The organism is Streptomyces sp. NP-1717, assembly GCF_022695985.1.
Classification (GTDB): domain Bacteria; phylum Actinomycetota; class Actinomycetes; order Streptomycetales; family Streptomycetaceae; genus Streptomyces.
This window is the reverse complement of the sequence record NZ_JAAPBF010000152.1, coordinates 1-17,361: the sequence shown is the minus strand read 5'-3', so window position 1 is coordinate 17,361 and position 17,361 is coordinate 1. Positions and strand designations below refer to the sequence as shown.

At 70.8% G+C, this 17,361-nt stretch carries 15 protein-coding genes; 7 read left to right on the top strand and 8 right to left on the bottom strand.

Annotated features, from left to right (window positions below; translation table 11 throughout):
* Positions 1-39 precede the first annotated feature (39 nt).
* The 3 genes from GXP76_RS25085 to GXP76_RS25075 all read left to right on the top strand — a co-directional run bounded on the left by GXP76_RS25085 (position 40) and on the right by GXP76_RS25075 (position 2,606).
* Entirely contained in the window at positions 40-1,077 is a 1,038-nt protein-coding gene (locus tag GXP76_RS25085; RefSeq protein WP_242573863.1) for a DUF4185 domain-containing protein, read from the top strand.
* Positions 1,078-1,340: 263 nt separating this feature from the next.
* A complete protein-coding gene (locus GXP76_RS25080; RefSeq protein ID WP_242573862.1) occupies positions 1,341-1,703 on the top strand; it encodes a PGPGW domain-containing protein in 363 nt (120 codons plus the stop codon).
* A gap of 108 nt (positions 1,704-1,811) precedes the next feature.
* Positions 1,812-2,606, top strand: coding sequence for a leucine-rich repeat domain-containing protein (locus GXP76_RS25075; RefSeq protein ID WP_242573861.1), 795 nt, complete (start codon positions 1,812-1,814; stop codon positions 2,604-2,606).
* 24 nt (positions 2,607-2,630) lie between these two features.
* On the opposite strand, the gene GXP76_RS25070 is transcribed toward GXP76_RS25075, so the two are convergent.
* The 5 genes from GXP76_RS25070 to GXP76_RS25055 form a co-directional block, all read right to left on the bottom strand.
* Entirely contained in the window at positions 2,631-3,497 is an 867-nt protein-coding gene (locus GXP76_RS25070) for an NAD-dependent epimerase/dehydratase family protein (RefSeq protein ID WP_242573860.1), read from the bottom strand.
* A gap of 202 nt (positions 3,498-3,699) precedes the next feature.
* Complete coding sequence (locus GXP76_RS25065; RefSeq protein ID WP_242573859.1) at positions 3,700-4,761, bottom strand: hypothetical protein; 1,062 nt, start codon at positions 4,759-4,761, stop codon at positions 3,700-3,702.
* 5 nt (positions 4,762-4,766) lie between these two features.
* Positions 4,767-4,898 carry a hypothetical protein gene (locus GXP76_RS35720; protein ID WP_277993787.1) on the bottom strand — a complete coding sequence of 44 codons (132 nt, stop codon included), beginning with the start codon at positions 4,896-4,898 and terminating at the stop codon, positions 4,767-4,769.
* 140 nt (positions 4,899-5,038) lie between these two features.
* Positions 5,039-6,295, bottom strand: coding sequence for a DUF4241 domain-containing protein (locus GXP76_RS25060; protein ID WP_242573858.1), 1,257 nt, complete (start codon positions 6,293-6,295; stop codon positions 5,039-5,041).
* A 216-nt stretch (positions 6,296-6,511) separates the two neighbouring features.
* Positions 6,512-7,567 (bottom strand): hypothetical protein, encoded by a 1,056-nt coding sequence (locus GXP76_RS25055; RefSeq protein WP_242573857.1) that lies wholly within the window; start codon positions 7,565-7,567, stop codon positions 6,512-6,514.
* Positions 7,568-8,078: 511 nt separating this feature from the next.
* Between GXP76_RS25055 and GXP76_RS25050 the strand changes: the two genes are divergently transcribed.
* From GXP76_RS25050 to GXP76_RS25040, 3 genes are all read left to right on the top strand, one after another.
* Entirely contained in the window at positions 8,079-9,176 is a 1,098-nt protein-coding gene (locus GXP76_RS25050; RefSeq protein WP_242573856.1) for a helix-turn-helix domain-containing protein, read from the top strand.
* 254 nt (positions 9,177-9,430) lie between these two features.
* Complete coding sequence (locus GXP76_RS25045; RefSeq protein ID WP_242573855.1) at positions 9,431-10,525, top strand: PP2C family protein-serine/threonine phosphatase; 1,095 nt, start codon at positions 9,431-9,433, stop codon at positions 10,523-10,525.
* Between the two features lie 206 nt (positions 10,526-10,731).
* Positions 10,732-11,046 carry a glycosyltransferase gene (locus tag GXP76_RS25040; protein ID WP_242573854.1) on the top strand — a complete coding sequence of 105 codons (315 nt, stop codon included), beginning with the start codon at positions 10,732-10,734 and terminating at the stop codon, positions 11,044-11,046.
* Positions 11,047-11,123: 77 nt separating this feature from the next.
* Here the strand turns inward: GXP76_RS25040 and GXP76_RS35920 are convergent, their stop codons facing one another.
* Entirely contained in the window at positions 11,124-12,527 is a 1,404-nt protein-coding gene (locus GXP76_RS35920; RefSeq protein WP_242573853.1) for a choice-of-anchor Q domain-containing protein, read from the bottom strand.
* A 208-nt stretch (positions 12,528-12,735) separates the two neighbouring features.
* Here GXP76_RS35920 and GXP76_RS25030 point away from each other — a divergent pair, with 208 nt between their 5' ends.
* Positions 12,736-13,839, top strand: coding sequence for a substrate-binding domain-containing protein (locus GXP76_RS25030; protein ID WP_242573852.1), 1,104 nt, complete (start codon positions 12,736-12,738; stop codon positions 13,837-13,839).
* Between the two features lie 86 nt (positions 13,840-13,925).
* On the opposite strand, the gene GXP76_RS35915 is transcribed toward GXP76_RS25030, so the two are convergent.
* Positions 13,926-15,623: a polyketide synthase gene (locus GXP76_RS35915; protein ID WP_242573851.1), complete on the bottom strand. Its 1,698-nt coding sequence runs from the start codon at positions 15,621-15,623 to the stop codon at positions 13,926-13,928.
* The coding region (locus GXP76_RS25020; RefSeq protein WP_242573850.1) for an amino acid adenylation domain-containing protein at positions 15,620-17,361 on the bottom strand (1,742 nt) is incomplete at its 5' end. The genes GXP76_RS35915 and GXP76_RS25020, both read right to left, overlap by 4 nt.

The following is a 17,361-nucleotide window of genomic DNA, read 5'->3' as shown; positions in this document are numbered from 1 at the left end:
GCCGGCTCCGGCCGCCCGGTCCTCACGAGCCGTCGGTCACTGCTGCGCTCCGCCGCGGCCGGGGGCCTCGCCGCGGCGGGCATCACCACCGGCGCTCCGGGGGCGGTCGCGGCGGCCCGGATCACCGGTGCGAAGGTGCGCGACCTCACCGGGCCGGCCCTGACCGGGCGGTTCGCCGCGCCCTGGACGGACCTCGGCATCCCGGCGCGATGTCCGGACGGCTCGATGCTGTTCGTGTGCGGCGACACCTTCGACGGAGGGGGCGTGGGCGGGCCCGACTGGCGGTCGCCCGTGGGGTTGCGTTCGTCGAACGCCGCGCCGGCCTCGCTCGTCATCGACGACAGCGTCGGAGGCTCGCGCGCCGTCGGCCTCGTCCCGGAGGGCCACGCGGGTGGCACCACCGCCATTCCCTCCGACGTGTTCACCATCGGGTCGACGATGTACATGCACCTGATGCGCGGGGTGATCTACGAGACCCATCACACGGACTTCTGGCGCTCCGACGACAACGGCGAGACCTGGCAGTACCTGTGCCAGTGGCCTGGCGACCTGCACGGCGGCCAGTTCCAGCAGAAGACCTTCGCGGTCGCGGACGACGGGTACTGCTACGTGCTGTCGACGGCCTTCAACCGCGACGTGACCTCCGGCCTGCTGCTCCACCGGGTCCCCCAGGACGCTCCGGGAAACCCGGCGGCCTACGAACCGTGGGGGTACGCGGGCGGGAGGTGGGCCTGGGGCAATCCACCGACGTCCGTGACGTCGCCGCGCCGCTGGGGCGAGATCTGCTTCCGGGCCATGGGCGGCCGGTTCGCGCTGAGCCGGCTCAACATGAGCCCACTGGACATCCGTGCGCAGATCTTCGCGACACCGACGTCGAACCTGTTCACGACGCCCGAGCAGGTCATGATCGTCCCGACGGTCCCCGGCCGGGAGACGGGCAACGCCGTGGCAAGTCCGTACGGCGGTTTCATCATCCCGGGATCCGACTTCCGGGACCTCCACATCACCGTCAGCCAGTGGTTCGACGACCAGAACTACCGGGTGATGCAGTACCGGGTGAACGGTCTGGCCCACTGAACCGCTCGGCCACGCCGCGGAGCCGGGCAGCCACGGGCGGAAGGCGCGCACTCCAGGGCCCCGTGCCGTCCCCGCCGTGTTCACATCGCCCCACGACACCGGAAGTGTCACGCTCCAGGAGTGGGAGGACCACTTCGATTACGATCGCCCTCGCCGGCCGCACACTCGCTGGAATGACTCCGAGCCACACCCGTTCCGTCCGAGGAGACCAGAAGGTGAGTAAGCCGCGCAGACAGACTCCGCTACGTCGGGGGCTCGCGCTCGTGGCAGGAGTGGCACTGCTGCTCATCGGTATCGCACTGCTCGTCCTGCCCGGGCCGGGTCTGCTGCTCGTACTCGCCGGGCTCCTGGTCCTCTCTGATCAGTTCCCCGCCGCGGCTCGCTACGTCGACCCGGTACGGGAGCGCGCCATGCGCGCGGCCAGCGAGAGCGTGTCCTCCCCCGTCCGGATCACCGGAGCCGCCCTCACCGCTGCGGCTCTGCTGGCAGTCGGCCTGCTCTGGGGCCTGATGCCTGAACTGCCCTTCGGTGGCTGGCCTACTGGTGCGGGGTTGATTCTCTCGAGCCTGCTCCTCGTCGCCCTGCTGGTGTACAGCTACCGCACGACGCGTGGCCGCGACAGCTGAGGGTCGGCAGAGATCGTGGCCTGGGAACGCGGTGGGGTGCTGGTGAAGTTCACCGGCCGGGGACACCGGATGGTGCCGTAGCGAGCGTCTGGTTCCTATCGTTGCGCCATGACGGAAGAACAACCGCCCGCACAGCTCTTTCCGAACCGCTTTCCCGAGGCGGTGGACTCCCGGCCCGGGGTACCGCAGGACAGCTGCCACTGCTTCAGCCAGGTCCGGGTGAGTCCGCCCGGCGCGTCGACGCCCTTCCACGCCGAGGTCCAGGACACCGGTGCTCCCGGCTGGCTGCGCCTGCTGGAGCTGATCGAAGAGGCGGCGGCCGACGGGAGGGAGGAGTTCCGCCCGCTGCCGGAGCTGAGTCCTGAGGAGCGGCGGCAGATCGTGACGCTGCCGGCCTCGATCGGACGGCTGACGGCAGTGCGGACCCTGGTGCTGTACGGAAGCAACCTGGTCCGGATACCTCCGGAGATCGGCGACATGACAAGTCTGGAGGAGTTCAGCCCCTACACCTCGCGGCGGCTGCACTGGTTCCCGTACGAGATCACGCGGTGCGCCCGGCTGGTGAACAGCACGGTGAGCACGCGCTCGATCTACGGCAACTACAAGCACCGGCCGCCGTTCCCGCGGCTCCTCCCGCCCGGCGATACGGTCCCGGACCTCGATGGCCTGGCTCCCGCCCGCTGGGGAGTCACCGCGGCCCGTGCCTGCAGTGTCTGCACGGGGCCCATCCCGGCGACGGGCCCGCACCAGGCGTGGCTCTCACGGGCGGTGGCGACCGATGTCCTGCCGCTCCTGGTCAACGCCTGTTCCCAGGAGTGCCTCGACGCCCTGCCACCTGGGGCGAAGGGATACGTCCCGACGCCTCATCGGGGCGGCGCGATCGAACAGCCTCCGTCACGTTGAGCGTCGTCACCCCTTCCGTGAGGTTCAGCCACGGGCGAGTTCCGCCAGGGCGTCGAGGTGGGTGGGCGCCCACCCGAGCTCGCGGCGGGCCCGCGCACCGGTGAGTCGCTGGTCGAGAGCGAACGCCTCGGCGATCGGGCCCATCCGCCGTACGGCCTCCTCGATCGTCACCGAGTCGATCCTGCCCGGACAGCCGGCCGCGTGGCTGAGGGCCTGGGCGATGTCCGCCAGCGGGAGGTTCTGGTCGCTGACCCCGGTGTAGACGGAACCGGCCGGGGCGTTCAGGGCCAGGACGAACAGTTCCGCGATGTCGTCGACATGGACCAGGGCCCAGTGGTTGGAGCCGTCCCCGATGCAGGGCACCGCACCGGTGTCGCGTGCCGGATCGACGAAGAACGACTGCACCAGGCCGGCGGAGCGGCCGTAGACCAGTCCGGGCATCACCACCACGGGGTGCCCCCCGTCGGCGGCCCTGGCGAGTACACGCCTCTCGTTCTCCAGTCGCCAGGCGGTGATGGCCGGCGGACTCGTCGGGGCATCCTCGTCCACGACCCCGTCGGTGTCGCCGTACACCCACGCCCCGCCGGTGTGCACGTACGGGCTGCTCGCCGCGCCGTCCTGCATCGCCTCCGCCGCGGCACGGTCGACGTCCGCGGTCCCCTCGGCGTAGTCCACGCCGAGGTGGATCACTCCGTCGGCCCGGCTTGCCGCCTGCCGGAGGACGTCGGTGTCGGTGAGCGAGCCCTCGACGGGGGTGGCGCCGAGCTCTGACAGGGTCCGCGCGGAGTGCGCGCTGCGCGCCAGCGCCGTCACCTCGATGCCGCGCCGGGTCAGCGCCCGGACGGTGGGGCGGCCGATGTAGCCGGTGCCGCCGGTGATGAAGACCTTCATCGCCCTCAGGGTCCTTTCGGATGGCGGTGTGGGAGGTCCGCCGCTCCTCCCACCCTGGACCTGCGGCGCGGCGGTGTCCAAAACCTCTTCCGCCATTGGTGCTGCCCTCAGGACGGCGACGCGCGGTTCCGGCCGCCAGGGCCGGCCGGGACCATCCCCGCGCGTACGGGGCGCTGTGGACGCTCACGGACGGACAACTCGCTCACCGCGCTCTCGGACCACGGGCAGTCGCGTGTGCCGCCAGGGCTGTGGCGATCACCTTCGCGGTGGCCTTGTGTGTCACCCGGGCGGCGAGGCGGTCCAGTTCGGCCGATGCGGGCTCGCTGTCGATCCGGCCCAGGGCGAGAGCGCCCGCATGCGCCACCTTCGCACTGCGCGGGCCCCGCCCGGGCACCTTCTCCAGCGAGGTCTCCACCAACGCCCCAAGCGCACGAACCGCTGCGGAATGCGGTGGCAGCAGCGACAACAGCCAGGCAAGGCCACGCAGCGCGAGGGCGTTGTACGGGTCGTAGACCTCGTTGAAGTTCCGGTCTTTGCAGAACACGGGCTCCACCCGGAAGGTACGCGGAACGCCCACCAGAGCGAGCCAGGACACCACCTTCTCCCGCACCAGCTCGGGGCCCAGCGGCTCGACGAGCTGCCGGGCCAGCCTGTCCCACTTCGCGCTGGGCTTGGCGGACGTGGCGGTGAGGGTGTGCGCGAGCAGCGCCCGCCACGGGTCGTCGGGACCGGGCCCGACCTCTTCCAGGGCATGCTCGGCCCACTTCTCACCCACGTTGAGAACCGGGTCGGTGGTTTGTTCACCGGCGCGGACGAGTGGTGCGGCCGGGAAGCCGTACTCCATGCCGCTGCGCCGGAAGACGGCAATCGCCGCCGGCGTGAGGGAACGGCCGGCGGCCAGCTCCGCCTCCACCAGCACCGAGAAATGCTCGCCGTACCAGAAGGAGTGATATTCGCCGAGGTCGTCGAGCACCTCGACGCGCTCGGCGGACAGCGGGTCCTCGGGGAGGTTCGCGGCAAGGATCCCGGCCAGCAGCAGTGTCCGCGCCCGGAACTCGGAGGCCTCCTCCAGGCGGTGGTGACGCTCGACCAGGGAGCGGGCGAGGCCGCGACGACGCTCTGGAGGGAGATTGCACAGCTGATCCAGGAGCCGATCCGACCAGCCGACGCCCCGATAGCCGCTGTCGGTGACTCCCATCGCGTTGAGAGTCGTGTCCGCCAGCTCGATGTCACCCTTGACGATGCGGTGGGGAAGACCATCCATCTGGCTCAGCCCCCCACCAGCGGAGCCTGCCGCCGTATCAGCTCACACGCAGTCAGCCGCGTCTCGGTGATCTCCAGCTCCCCGTCGTCCGAGGGGCCACCTCTGGTCGTCTCGCCGACGAATGTCATCTTCCTCATGCCGACCGACACTAGGGGACCGCTCTGACATCGCCTCAGCCAGCGGGCCGAAGCGGGGCCCGTACTCGAACGTCCGGGCCCCGCCCCCTGCGTCGCGATGCGGGAAGCGTCGCCCTCTCCGACTGCTCGGACGTCGGCGTCTACGGGAGCGGAGGGGGCATCCCCTCCACGAGCACCACGACGCCGACCACGTCGCCGGCCGGGCAGCGGCCCACCCACACGGGGTAGGTGCCGTCCCCGGTCGTCGCGAAGGCGACCAGTTCGGCGCCGGAGTCCTGGTCCCGGGTGCGCAGGAGGTACATGGAGTCGCTGATGTGCTCGGCCGCGTCCGCATCGCCCTGGTTGAGCCCTTGCTCGAAGAGCGCGAGGAGTGGCTCCCAGGCTCCGGCGTCGGCGAAGCAGCCGGTCGCCCCGCCGGTGTCGAAGCCGGAGATCTGATGGTCGATGAACAGCCGGAGGTCGTCGCCCTGTCTGCGGGCCATCTCCCAGGACGCGGCGGGAGTCTCGCCGACGAGCAGCCGGACGGCGGTCGTGTCCGTACGCGTGACCTGGGCTTCCTCCCACTCGCAGTGGTAACTGTGGCGGACCTGCGCCTCGTCGAGTACGTACTCCCCGGGCGGGACGGGCAGCACGATGTGCGGCCCGCCGCCTTGGTCGATGTCCGGGCCGGAGACGGCCAGGTGCCCGCTCGGCACACTCAGGGTGCCGATCCGGCGCGGCTCCACGACGGTCATCTCGGGGTGATACCCGTCGGTGACGCGCGCCCCGGGCCGGAACAGCTCTTTGATCGGCCCGGGCTGTGCGGGGCGCGGCGGACGCCAACAGGTGGCGGGGATGTCGCCGGGCCCGGCTGCCTCGGTGACCCCGGCCACCTCGAAGGCCGGCGGCTCCCCGAGCCCGTGGGCCCGGGCCGAGAGCAACGGCCAATCCCCGAACGCGGGCCGGTCCATCCAGCGCTCGTCGTCGCGAAGAGCGGGGGTGGTGACGAACGAACCCCCCAGTTCGCCACGGCGCTGCTCCGTCCGCTGTCCCCTCCCGTCCGGGAAGAGGTCCACGGTGGTCTTCGGGCACTCCTTGTCGAACTCCGCCATGTCCGGGCCGGTGTAGTGCCAACCGACGGAGTACCGGCGGAACAGCCGGGCCGGGTCGTCCAGCAGCCGCAAGTCGAGGCAGTAGGTACGGCGTCCCCGGGCGTCGTACTCCCAGAGGCCGACGTAATGGTCCTGCCAGGAGACGAGCCGGACCTCCAGCGGAGCTTCCCGGCCCTGCGTCCGGTACACCGCCACGTACGGAAGCCCGGCGGCATCCCGCTCCTGTGCGTCGCCGGCGGATATCGGCTGCCAGGCCGCACGGGCTTCCAGGTCCCATGCCCGGGCGTACCCCACCTCGATAGGCACTGGCGCGCTCCCCGTTCTGTGCCCGGCCCTCAGCCGTGCGCTGAGCTTCAAGGTAGCCGCCACCTGTGACAACGCCCCTGCGGGTCCGGGCGACGGGCCGCGCCGACGGGCATGGGCTGTGCCCGTCTCGGGGTCGGGGCTGCCGTCTGGTTGTGGTGGCACCACGCCCAGCAGAAACGGGCCGCCGGAAGATCCGACGGCCCGTCACGACGCGTTTCAGCGGCCGACCAGGAGAGGCGGCACTGGGGCGAATGTCGTTTCGCCGGACTCCCCGACCACGCTCTTCCTCCAGAAGGCGGTGCATGCCTCTCGCACGACGTCGACGATCCCGCCGTACCGGGCTCCGAAGTCGGTCAGCGCGGCGAAAGCTACGTTCGCGTGTTCGAGTTCACCGAAGTGCGCCGTGTAGAGGAAATTGCCGGACTGTGAGATCTGCTCGTAGTAGCCGAGCTCGCGGAGGCATTCGCCCAGTCTCATTTCGACCGGGTCTCGGGAGGATTTGTGCTCGGCGATTCGCTTTTCCAGCGGCTCGCTCGAATACGGGCCGACGTGGCCCGCAATCTTGATGTGGACGTCCGCTGCCCGGTCGCTGTCGAGCGGCATTCCGCTGAGCGCCGCCTCCCGCGCGGTGGTCGGCACCGCCACTTGGCGGTAGGTGAGTTCCCGGTACGGCAGATGATCCAGCGCGTCGGGCGCCATGGACCGCTTCGGCAGTTTCCTGGAGTAGTCGCTGCGATACACCTCCGACTCGACGAATCCGAGCACCTGGGAATGGCTCTCGACGAGTTCGCGCGCCCGGTCCGTCTTCTCGCGGAGGACGGCCGTCAGTCGGCCTTCACCGACGTGCGACCGGTCGACCACGAACTGGAGGGTGAAGTTGTGGTGGTAGCCGGTCGGCTGGACGCCGGCGAAGTTGTGCGGCTCGAACCCGAGGGCGACGAGCCCTGCCACGAGTTCCGCGTCCACCGCCGTCAGCCCGACATGCGATTCGAACGTCGTGTGTTGTACGGGGTCGGGCACGTGCTGTCCGGCGATGCGGCGGGTCAGGTCGGTGAGCCTCCCCCGCCGCTCGGGCGTGGTGAGGGCTTCCCCGGCGATCCGTGTGCAGAGTTCGTCGGTGAATTGCGCGAACGGCTGGCGTTCGCTGCACAGCGGAAGTTCCTCCGGCGCATACGTGAACGATTTCATCTGGGCGACGACGGCGGTGAGGGACAATTCCAATCCATCGACGGCCGTCCTGCCAGCTACTTTCCGAGAATCTGAATGAAGCATTTCGTTACTCCCCTGTTCGTCCCGGTGATACGAGACTGGCAGAGGACGGTGGTCACATCCAGAGCGTTCCCGTGGTTGAAGACGTTTGAAGACGCCCACCCTCCCGACGCCGCCCGTCAGGCGTCGACACTGTGAACCATGGCGAAGACGAAGTACACGAAGTGGCAGAAGCAATTGGAATGGTGTCGGACCACTGCGGTGGTCGACTGTGCGACAGCCTTGGTGCTGGCGTGGTGGGGCACCCGGGCCGACGATTATTCCGAGCTCTCCGGAATTTTCGTCGGCTGGATACTGGGCGATCTACTCGTGACCGGGCTCGCGCTCGGAAACGACCGCTCGGGCAGTGAGCCCGACTACCCGCGTGGGAGTGGACGTTCCGGAAGATCCGCGTCCCGTTCCCTGCCCAGGGGGACCGCCAGGCGGGGCGCTCTACAACGAGGGGGTAACTCCCCGCTAGCATGCGAAAAGCCGTCTGCTCAGCGCATCGGCGTCTTCGCTCACAGGGGGCGGTATGGACTCCTTCGGTCGACTGGTGCGGCAGTTACGGGAAGAAGCAGGCTTGTCGTTGGCGGCTCTCGCCGCCCGCTCGGACGTCTCCAAATCGCATATCGGCAACCTCGAGTCCGGCGCGCGGCAACCCACGCCCGCCGTCGCACGGGCTCTGGACACCGCGCTGCGGACCGACGGCTTCCTGTTGGCAGTGGCGGCGGGAGCTGATCCGGTGCGACGCCGCACGATGCTCACGGGTGTGGGGCTCGCGCTGGGTGCGAAGGCGGCTCCACCGGGAGTGAACTCCCTTGCCGAGTACTTACGTCAGGCGCTGGTGGCCTCCCTGGGAGCCACCGTCGACGACTGGTACGAGATCGCCGAGGAGCACGGCCGTGACTACATGACGGTGAGCGCCCCGGAGCTTCAGACCAGGCTGCTCGGGGATTTGGCGGCGCTGAGGGCCGCTCTCCCCGAGGACGGCAGGTTGTGGGCCGTCGTGTGTCGTCTCTCGGCACTGGAGGCGATGACCCTGACGTCGCTCGGAGACAAACGGGCGGCCGCCCGATGGTGGCGCACGGCACGGCTCGCCGGATCTCAATCCGGGGACGTGTCGGTACGGTCCTGGTTGCAGGGGCGCGCCGCCTTCCGGGCGGCACACGAGGAAGCCGAACCGCTGTCCGTGCTGAGTATGGCCGAGGATGTAGAGGCGGCCGAGGCGCACGCCGCGCGTGCGTGGGCGTTTGCCCGTCTTGGGGACCGTGGCGCCGCCACGGCGGCCATCTCCTCGGCGCATCGGGCCCTCGACCGACTGCCGGTCACCTCGCAGCCGACGATGTACCAGATGCCGACTTGGCGTCTGGGTCTGGCCGAGAGCCGGGTCTTCGCCTTGTTGGGCGATACACGGTCGATGTCGTCGGCACTCGCCGACGTGCCCCCCGATATGGGGGAGTGGGTCGCGCAGCGCGAAATCTGCATAGCCCTGGCGGAGTCGGTGAGTGGTGACCTGCCCTCTGGGTTGGCGCGGGCGGACGCGGCTCTCGCCGGGCTGCCCGAAGTGAGGCAGGTCTCGGTGGTCCGCAGCCTGGCCCGGGAGGTGGCGCTCGTCGGGCGAGGTGAATGACGGGGCCATTTCTTGTGGGCTTACGCGCGTGGTCGCGCCCGCCCGGTGGCTCGGCGCGTCTTCCGGCGATGCGTGAGGCGTCGGGCGTCGGCCTTCTGCCCGGGTGCTCGGCCGCTGACACGACATCCGGCAATCGCGTTACGTTTCGCACCTTTAATGTGATTAAAAGTGGTTTCGTAAAAGGGTGATCGTACCGTTCTCGTGATGTGGTGGCTCAACGGAGAGACGGGGATCGGCGGACAGGGACCGGTGACATGGACGAGCGGCATTCCCGCATCCAGCAGTACCCGTGGCTGGCCCCCGTGCTTCTCGCCGGGGCCGCCGGTCTCGAACTGCTGACTCCCGAGATCGTCAACGGGGCAGCGCTCGTCGCGGTCGCCGGCATGGTCGCCGCCATCACCTCCACCTTCCGCAACACTCTGTTGATCGTGACCATCGGACTCGCGATCATCGTCGTGGCCGCGGTACTGAGTGGGTTCACCGACTTCGAAAAAGGCGTACAGATCGCCGAGGTGCTGATCGCGGGAGCTCTCGCGCTGGCAGTCCGGCGCATGCTCGACAGACAGAGCGTGAGCTTCTCCCTGGTGAGATCCACGGTCGAGATACTCCAGCGGGCCGTGCTGCCGCCGCTGCCCACGATTGTCGGGCCCATGGTCGTCGCCTGCCGGTACGAGGCGGCGTCCACCGAGGCCCGGATCGGGGGCGACCTCTACGCCGTGGAGGAGACGCCGTTCGGGCTCCGGCTGCTGATCGCCGACGTACGGGGCAGGGGCCTCGGCGCGGTCTCCTCCGTCTCCGTCATCGTCGGCGCGTTCCGGGAGCGCGCCCAGTCCGAGCGCGATCTGGCGGGACTCGCCGAACGCCTCGACCGGGCGGTCGCCCGGTCCCTCGCGCAGTACGCCGACCCCTTCGCCGCCGAGGCATTCGCCACCGCGCTCCTGGTCGAGATCGACCGGCCCGGCACCACCATGCGGGTGCTCAGCTGCGGCCACCCCGCGCCGTATCTCGTACGGGACGGCGAGCTGTGCCAACTGGACACCGGCGAGGCGACGCCGCCGCTGGGCATGCTGGACCTCGCGCCGGGCACCGGCGGCCCCCGATCGTGCGACTTCCCCACCGGCACCACCCTGCTGTGTGTCACGGACGGGGTGACGGAGGCGCGTAACGCGGCCGGCACCTTCTACGACCCCTGCCAAGAGCTGAGGCCGGCTCCGGACGGGGATCCGGAGCGGCTCATCGACGCGCTCTTCGCTTCGGTCAGCCGGTGGGTGGAGGGTGAGCGCGACGACGACATGGCGGTGGTCGCCGTCTCCAGCGTCGACGTCGACGGTCGGGAATCGGCACCCTGATACGGGGAGCGACTGCTGCGGAGCGGGGGCCCTGGGGCGGCGGTGACCAGGGGCGGTGAGCGCGACGGTCCGTCCGGCTATGAACCGCCGCCCCGGCCGTCGAGCGCCCACAGCTCGGAACCGAGGAGGGCGGTGCTCGGCGTCGACGGATGGTCTGTCATCCTGCGGCCTGACAGACCATCAACTCCCGAGGGGGACACACAGGCATGCGCAGAACCCGTCTCACCACCACTGTTCTGGCCACCGCGCTCGGCCTCGCCGGCGCACTGGCCACCGGACCGGTCGCCGGAGCCGCAGCCCAGGCCGGATGCCAGTACAAGGTGATGTGGCCGACAGCCGGGGTCTACGAGACACCGCACCCCAACAGTGCCGTGGTGAAGACCAAGTACGCCGGTGACATCGTCGGCGCCTCGACCTGTGAGGGCGCCACCTACAACGAGTGGAGCTACGTGCTGGTCGCCACGGACGCGGCGGCCGACGGCCGGGGCTGGATGCGCGCCGAGGCCGTCGTCTACGTCTGACAGCCAGGGCCCGGCCGGGGAGATGTTCTCCGGCCGGGCGGGGCGCTCCCCCACGTACCCGCCGCCGCGTGGTGTGGTCAGTACTCGTACGCCCCCACGTCGAAGGGGGCCGAGCGCGGCTCGCGGTCGGCGTCGAGGGTGGGGGCGTCCCTGGTCGTTCCGGTGCCGATGGCCGGAGAACCCTGCTTGAGATGCAGGTCGCCGCCCGGGTGGTCGGCGAAGTACGTCGAAAAGGCGGTGCCCACCGTGATGTTGTTGGAGTGCTGGGTGTTGATCGCCGCGCCGGTGTTGAAGGTGCGTGCCAGATTGTTGCGGACGATGTTGCCGCTCGACGGCGTTCCGTCCTTCTGATCGGTGAGCCGGATCTCGCTGTCCGTTGCCGGGGAGCGCGGGACGACGGTGTTGTTGACGATCCTGCTGTTGTTCATGCCGTAGAGGCCGATCGCGAGGCCGACTTCCACCTGCACGACGTTGTTCTCGATGGTCCAGTTCCGGTAGGGGCCGTCGAAGACGCCGATGCCCTGGATCGTGTACTTGCCGTTGTACTGGAAGGGGATCTTGCCGTAACGGGTGCCCTTGCGGCTGGTGAAGACGTTCCCTCGCAGGACGACGTCGCTGACCGGGGTGAAGCTGCCGTCGCCGCGGAAGCTCTGGAACATGTCGCGGTGCGGCGGGTCGTTCTCCGTGCCCGGCGGTACGACCGCGTAGCTGTTGACCGCCGAGTTGTACTCCAGCAGACAGCCACTGATCTTGCAGCGGTAGGCGTCCTCCCAGAAGTGGTCGACGCTGTTTCCCCTGACCACGGCCCCGGTGGCGCCCGCACCGGCCTGTGAGGTGCGTTCGAGCATCACACCGTTGCGGACGTTGCGGATGCGGTTGTCGAGCACCTGGTTGTTGGCTCCGACGACCAGGACGGCGGTACCGCTGCGGGCGACCCAGTCGTTGTTGTACCAGGTGTCCGCCGAGGCGTCGCCGGCCGCGCGGATCTGCGAGTTCTGGAGGATGTCGTGGGTGGCGCCGGCGTCGAACTGCACGAGGTTGCCCGTGGTGTAACTGCCGTCGGCCTCCTGGGGCGAGATGAGCACCCCGTCGACGGTCCAGCGGGTCGCGCCCGACGCGAACCTCAGCGTCTTCATCCTCGGTGTCGCGCCGGGAGCGGCCTTGATCGTCCGTACGCCCGACGCGACGCCCCCGGTGACAACGGGGCTCCCGTGGTTGCCGTTCCGCAGCTGGATGACGTCACCCGCGGCGAAGGTCTTCCCCGAGGCGAACACCTCCTGAAGCGTTCGCCACGGCCGCTCCGCCGTGCCGGGATTGGCCGACGAACCCGTGGCCGGGTCCACGTGGTAGACGACGGCCGCGGCGGACGGGGGTCCCGCCGCGATGGCCGACTGGTTGACCTGAAGACCCAGGACCGACATGGCGCAGGCAAGAACGAGAGCCCGCTTGCTCGTTCTGCCTCTGGACACGGGGATGGGCACGACGGGACCTCAGCTTCTTGTGTGTGGGGGACAGCGCCGGCTCCTGCTGCATCTCGTGAGGAGTTTGGGTCAAGTCATGCCACGCGTCAACAGATTCATTGGAATGAATAGGGAGTTGACGGGTCGTCAGCAGAGAGGGGACTGCCGACCGGGGAGCGTAGGATCGACGTCTCCGGGCAGCGCCCGTGCACACCGAAGGGGGGTGGGGATGAGTCCGTCGCATGCTTCCGTCGGCACCGCCGCACCACGCGGCCACAAGACCCGCCACCTGGCCGACGAGCTGCGCCAGGCCATCGCGGAACTCCGCTGGCCCGCCGGGAAGCTCCCGACCGAGCAGCAACTGGCCCGCGACCAGGGAGTGAGCGTCAACACCGTGCGGCGGGCGGTCGATCTGCTGGTTCAGGAGGGTCTTGTCTACCGGCGGCAGGGATCGGGGACCTATGTCTCGGCCTCTCCAGCGGTGGGGACCGGGTACGCGGTCGGCGTCGTCGTGCCCTCGCTGACGTACTACTACCCGCGTGTCATCGCGGGTATCGAGCGCGAACTCTCCGGCCACGGCTGCCGGATGCTCCTGCGGTGCACCGAGTGGGAGACAGGGCTGGAGCACCGGGCCGTCGAGGAGCTGACCCGATCGGGAGCGGACGGGCTGATCGTGGTGCCGACTCTCGGCGAGGACGGCCCCGGCTCCTGGTTCGGCCGGGCGGAGGAGTCCGCCGTGCCCCTGGTGCTCGTCGAGCGGGGGACGGAACTCGCGGCGACATCCGTGGAGTTCGTCTGCTCCCACCACGCCGCCGGAGCACGCGCGGCCGTCGAGCACCTGCTGCGTCTGGGGCACACGCGGATCGGCTACGCGGAGAGGATCAGTCCCCACACGGCGCCGCAGGTCCGGTCGGGCCTGGCCGTCGGGCTGGAGCGCGCCGGTCTGGACCCGGCTCCCGTGGTCGCCACCTCGTTGCGCCGGTGGACGGGACAGGACGCGGACCGCTTCCTCGACCACCTGCTGCGGCAGCGTGCGACGGCCGCGCTCTGCTTCGCCGACCGTGAGGCGTCATTGCTGGTCGGCGCGGCGCGCCGACGTGGATTGCGCGTTCCGGAGGATCTCTCCGTCGTCGGATACGACAACGAGGTCGCCGATCTGTGCGAAGTGCCGCTGACCGCCGTGGCCCCGGCGAAGGCGGACATCGGCCGACGGGCCGCGGAGCTCGTCAGAGCCCGGATCGCCCACCCCGACGCTCCGAGGCGCCAGGAAGCGCTCGTACCCGAGCTCGTCGTACGCGACTCCACCGGCCCGGTGCCGCGCCTGCACCGCTGAGTACGTCGGCGCTCCCACCCGGTGGGCCGCGAGAGCCCGCGGCCTGGAGGGTGCTGGACGCCGCCGCCGGAGCGAACAGCGACACGTCAGAGCGTGCCCGGCTCGGTGACGGCCCCGGCAGGCCAGTGGTGCCTGCGGCGCATCGGGTGGGTCGGCAGGCGGAGCCGGCGGCGGGACTCCCCCGCGTACATCCCGGTCCAGTCCACCGCCGCACCCCGCAGCCACGCCTCGGCCGGCGCGCGCAGTGACGGCGGCAGGGAGGCGGGCGGGGCGGGCAACCAGGCACGGGCCCGGACGGCGGCCGCGGCGGCCCCACAACTTTCGGCGAGGACCGCACGGCGGTAGTGGTGGGCCCGCCGGCCGTTCTGCAGGGTGAAAGCGACGTCCGCCGGTTCGGTGTCGGCGTGGTCCTCCAGATACCGGCGCAGGTCGGAGGTCGCCGACTCCAGTGCCTCGGCCGAGTGCGCCGACCAGACGAACAGGTGCTGCCGTATCTCCGTACCCGAGGAGGCGGGGGCTGCGGGCGGCTCGCCGACGACGACATGTACGTGGGTTCCGTCGCTGCCCAGCGCGTTGACACCGGCGATGCGACCGCCCGGCCCGGGATCCCAGGGCAGGGGTTCGGCAGCGATGTAGAACGGACTGTTCACGAGGTCGAGCCCAGGGTGGAGACGGAGGAAGTGGGGGGTGCCGGGGAGAACGCCGTGGTGGAGGGCCAGCACCGTTTTGATCAAGCCGGTGACACCCGCCGCGGCGTCCAGATGACCGACGTTCGACTTCACCGATCCCAGCGCGCAGATCCCCCGGCGGCCGGTCCCGAACGCCTCGGTCAGTCCCGCGAATTCGGCCGGATCACCCAGCGGCGTACCGGCGCCGTGTGCCTCGATGTAGCTCAGGTCGGTCGCCTCCACGCCCGCGGCCTTGAGGGCTTCGCGTACGGCACGTACCTGGGCGCCGGCGTGAGCGGCCGTGGGTCCGGCTCGCCCGGTCCCGTCCTCGCCGGTCATCGCGGAGCCGCGGACGACGGCGAGGACGTCGTCGCCGTCCGCGAGGGCGTCGGCCAGCCGCCGCAACACGACGACGGCGGCGCCGTCGCCGGGGAGCACCCCATCGCCTCCGGCTTCGAACGGGCGGCAGCGGCCCGACCGCGCCAGGCCGCTGCCCTCCGAACACAGGTAGCCGGTGTGCTGGGGCAGCCGCAGGGCGGCGCCGCCGGCGAGTGCCATGTCGCAGTCGCCGGCGAGCAGGTGCCGGCAGGCGAGATGGACGGCCACGAGGGAGGCGGGTCCGTCGTCCGGCACGGTGACCACCGGCCCGGTCAGGCCCAGCCTGCGGGCGATCCCGGCGGCCGGGTCGCCGGATCCGTCGAGCGGTTCGCGCCCGAGGAGCGCGGCGTAGTCGCTGCGGCGCAGGCCCGTGAAGACTCCGGTTCTGCCGTCGAAGGTGCCGGGGCCGTGTCCGGACTGCTCCAGGGCCTCGTGGCAGATGTCGAGAAGGATGCGCCGCTGGGGGTCGGTCGCCTGCGCCTCGTGGTCCGTGAAGCCGAAGAAGGCCGCGTCGAACAGGCCCGCTCCGGCGAGGTGGGCGCCGCTCGGGACGTGGTCGGGGTGGCGGATCAGGCCGGGGCCGGCGCCGGCGGCGAGCAGTTCGGCCTCCGTGTAGTCGGTGACGGCGTCCCGCTGCTCGTCGAGAAGTCGCCACAGCTCTGCCACGCCGGCGGCTCCCGGGAAGCGGCCGGCCATGCCGGTGATCGCGATCGCGTGGTCCCGCGGACTGCTGCTCACAGGTGAACTCCATGGGTGCGCAGGTACTCCGGGTCCGCGAGCAGGGCCCGGTCGAGTTTGCCGGTGGGGGTCCGCGGCATCGTCTCGACGCGGACGAACGCGGACGGTACGAGGTGTGCGGGCAGCTCCGCGGTGAGCGCGGAGCGCAGTCCGGCCGCCGTCAGGTCCGTGGACCCGGTGAGCACCGCGTGGAGCACGGCCCGCGACGGGTCGGGGGCGTGCACGTGGACGGCGCATCCGGTGACCTGCGGCAGGGAGGTCAGGGCGTGTTCCACCTCGCCCGGCTCCACGCGGATGCCGCGGATCTTCACCTGCAGGTCGTCGCGGCGGAGGTACTCGAGCTCTCCGGCCGGGGTCCAGCGGCCGATGTCGCCGGTGTCGTACATCCGGGCGCCGGGGTGGCCGGGTTCGGGTACGAAGCGTTCGGCGGTCCTGGCCTCGTCGTCGAGGTAGCCGCGCGCGACACCGGTGCCGGCGACGAACAGCGTCCCGTACACGCCGACCGGGACGGGCCGGCCGTGGCGCAGGACGTGGACGCGGGTGTTGTCGATGGGCCGGCCGATCGGGATCCGTGACGGCGGCGGGCCGGGGGGCAGGGGGTGGGCCGTGACGTCGACGGTGGTCTCGGTGGGACCGTAGAGGTTGACCAGCCGGCATCCGTACGGGCCGAGGAGGCGGTCGAAGGCGGCGGCCGTCGCGGGCAGCAGGGTCTCGCCGCTGGCGAAGCACCGGCGCAGGCCGCGCAGTTTCGGGGCGGTGCCGGACGCCGCGACGTGGCCGAGGACCATGTCGAGCATCGACGGCACGAAGTGCGTCACGGTGACCCCGTGTTGGGCGATCGCGTCCTCGACGGCGAGCGGGAAGACCTCCGTGCCGGGGAGCAGCAGGTGCATGCGCGCGCCGGCGAGGACCCACCAGAACAGCTCCCAGACGGAGACGTCGAACACCGTCGGGGTCTTCTGCAGGACGACGTCGTCGGCTGTCAGCGGGAATTGGCGCTGCATCCATGTCAGACGGTTGACGACCGAGCGGTGTTCGACCATCACGCCTTTGGGTTCGCCGGTCGATCCGGAGGTGTGGATGACGTAGCAGAGGTCCCTCGGGCCGGGTGGCCTCGCCCCGCCGGTGCGGGCCCGGAGGGCGGGGTCGTCCAGCGGGAACAGGTCGGCGGGCAGGTCGCGGAGGCCGGGCGCGCCGGCGGTGGCCCGGTCGGTGAGGAGCGTGGTGACGCCGCAGCGGGCGAGGGTCCGGCGCAGGCGTGCGGCCGGTGCGCGCGGGTCGAGGGGGAGGTAGGCGAGCCCCGCCGCGAGGACGCCGAAGAGGGCGACGGGCAGGTCGAGGGAGCGCTGGGCGGTCACCGCGACCAGCCCGTGGGGGCCGTGGTCGCGGCCGGCGAGGAAGGTGGCGAGCCGCTCCGCGCGGTCGGCGAGCTCACCGTAGGTGAGGGTGCCCGAGGCGGTGCTGACCGCGACGCGGGTGGGTGTCGCGGCGGCCCGGGCGTGCAGCAGGTCGACGAGGGTCAGGTCGTCCGGGAAGGGGGCGTCGGTCGCGTTGAACACCGCGATGTCCAGGCGTTGTTCGTCGTCGAGGAGGTCGTGGGCACCGACCGGACGGGCGGGGTCACGCCGGGTGCGGTGCAGCAGGGTGGTGACCAGGCGGTGGAGGGTGTCGGCCTCGGCGGGGTCTGCGGTGTGTGCGGTGGTCCGCCCGGTGGCCGGGTCGATCGTGATCTCGTGGC

Excerpts from the sequence above, each read along its gene's own strand:
- GXP76_RS25055 (WP_242573857.1), bottom strand. The coding sequence starts at position 7,567 with ATGCTTCATTCAGATTCTCGGAAAGTAGCTGGCAGGACGGCCGTCGAT.
- GXP76_RS25075 (WP_242573861.1), top strand. The coding sequence starts at position 1,812 with ATGACGGAAGAACAACCGCCCGCACAGCTCTTTCCGAACCGCTTTCCC.
- GXP76_RS25030 (WP_242573852.1), top strand. The coding sequence starts at position 12,736 with ATGAGTCCGTCGCATGCTTCCGTCGGCACCGCCGCACCACGCGGCCAC.
- GXP76_RS35720 (WP_277993787.1), bottom strand. The coding sequence starts at position 4,898 with ATGAGGAAGATGACATTCGTCGGCGAGACGACCAGAGGTGGCCCCTCG.
- GXP76_RS25040 (WP_242573854.1), top strand. The coding sequence starts at position 10,732 with ATGCGCAGAACCCGTCTCACCACCACTGTTCTGGCCACCGCGCTCGGC.
- GXP76_RS25045 (WP_242573855.1), top strand. The coding sequence starts at position 9,431 with ATGGACGAGCGGCATTCCCGCATCCAGCAGTACCCGTGGCTGGCCCCC.
- GXP76_RS25050 (WP_242573856.1), top strand. The coding sequence starts at position 8,079 with ATGGACTCCTTCGGTCGACTGGTGCGGCAGTTACGGGAAGAAGCAGGC.
- GXP76_RS25070 (WP_242573860.1), bottom strand. The coding sequence starts at position 3,497 with ATGAAGGTCTTCATCACCGGCGGCACCGGCTACATCGGCCGCCCCACC.
- GXP76_RS25065 (WP_242573859.1), bottom strand. The coding sequence starts at position 4,761 with ATGGATGGTCTTCCCCACCGCATCGTCAAGGGTGACATCGAGCTGGCG.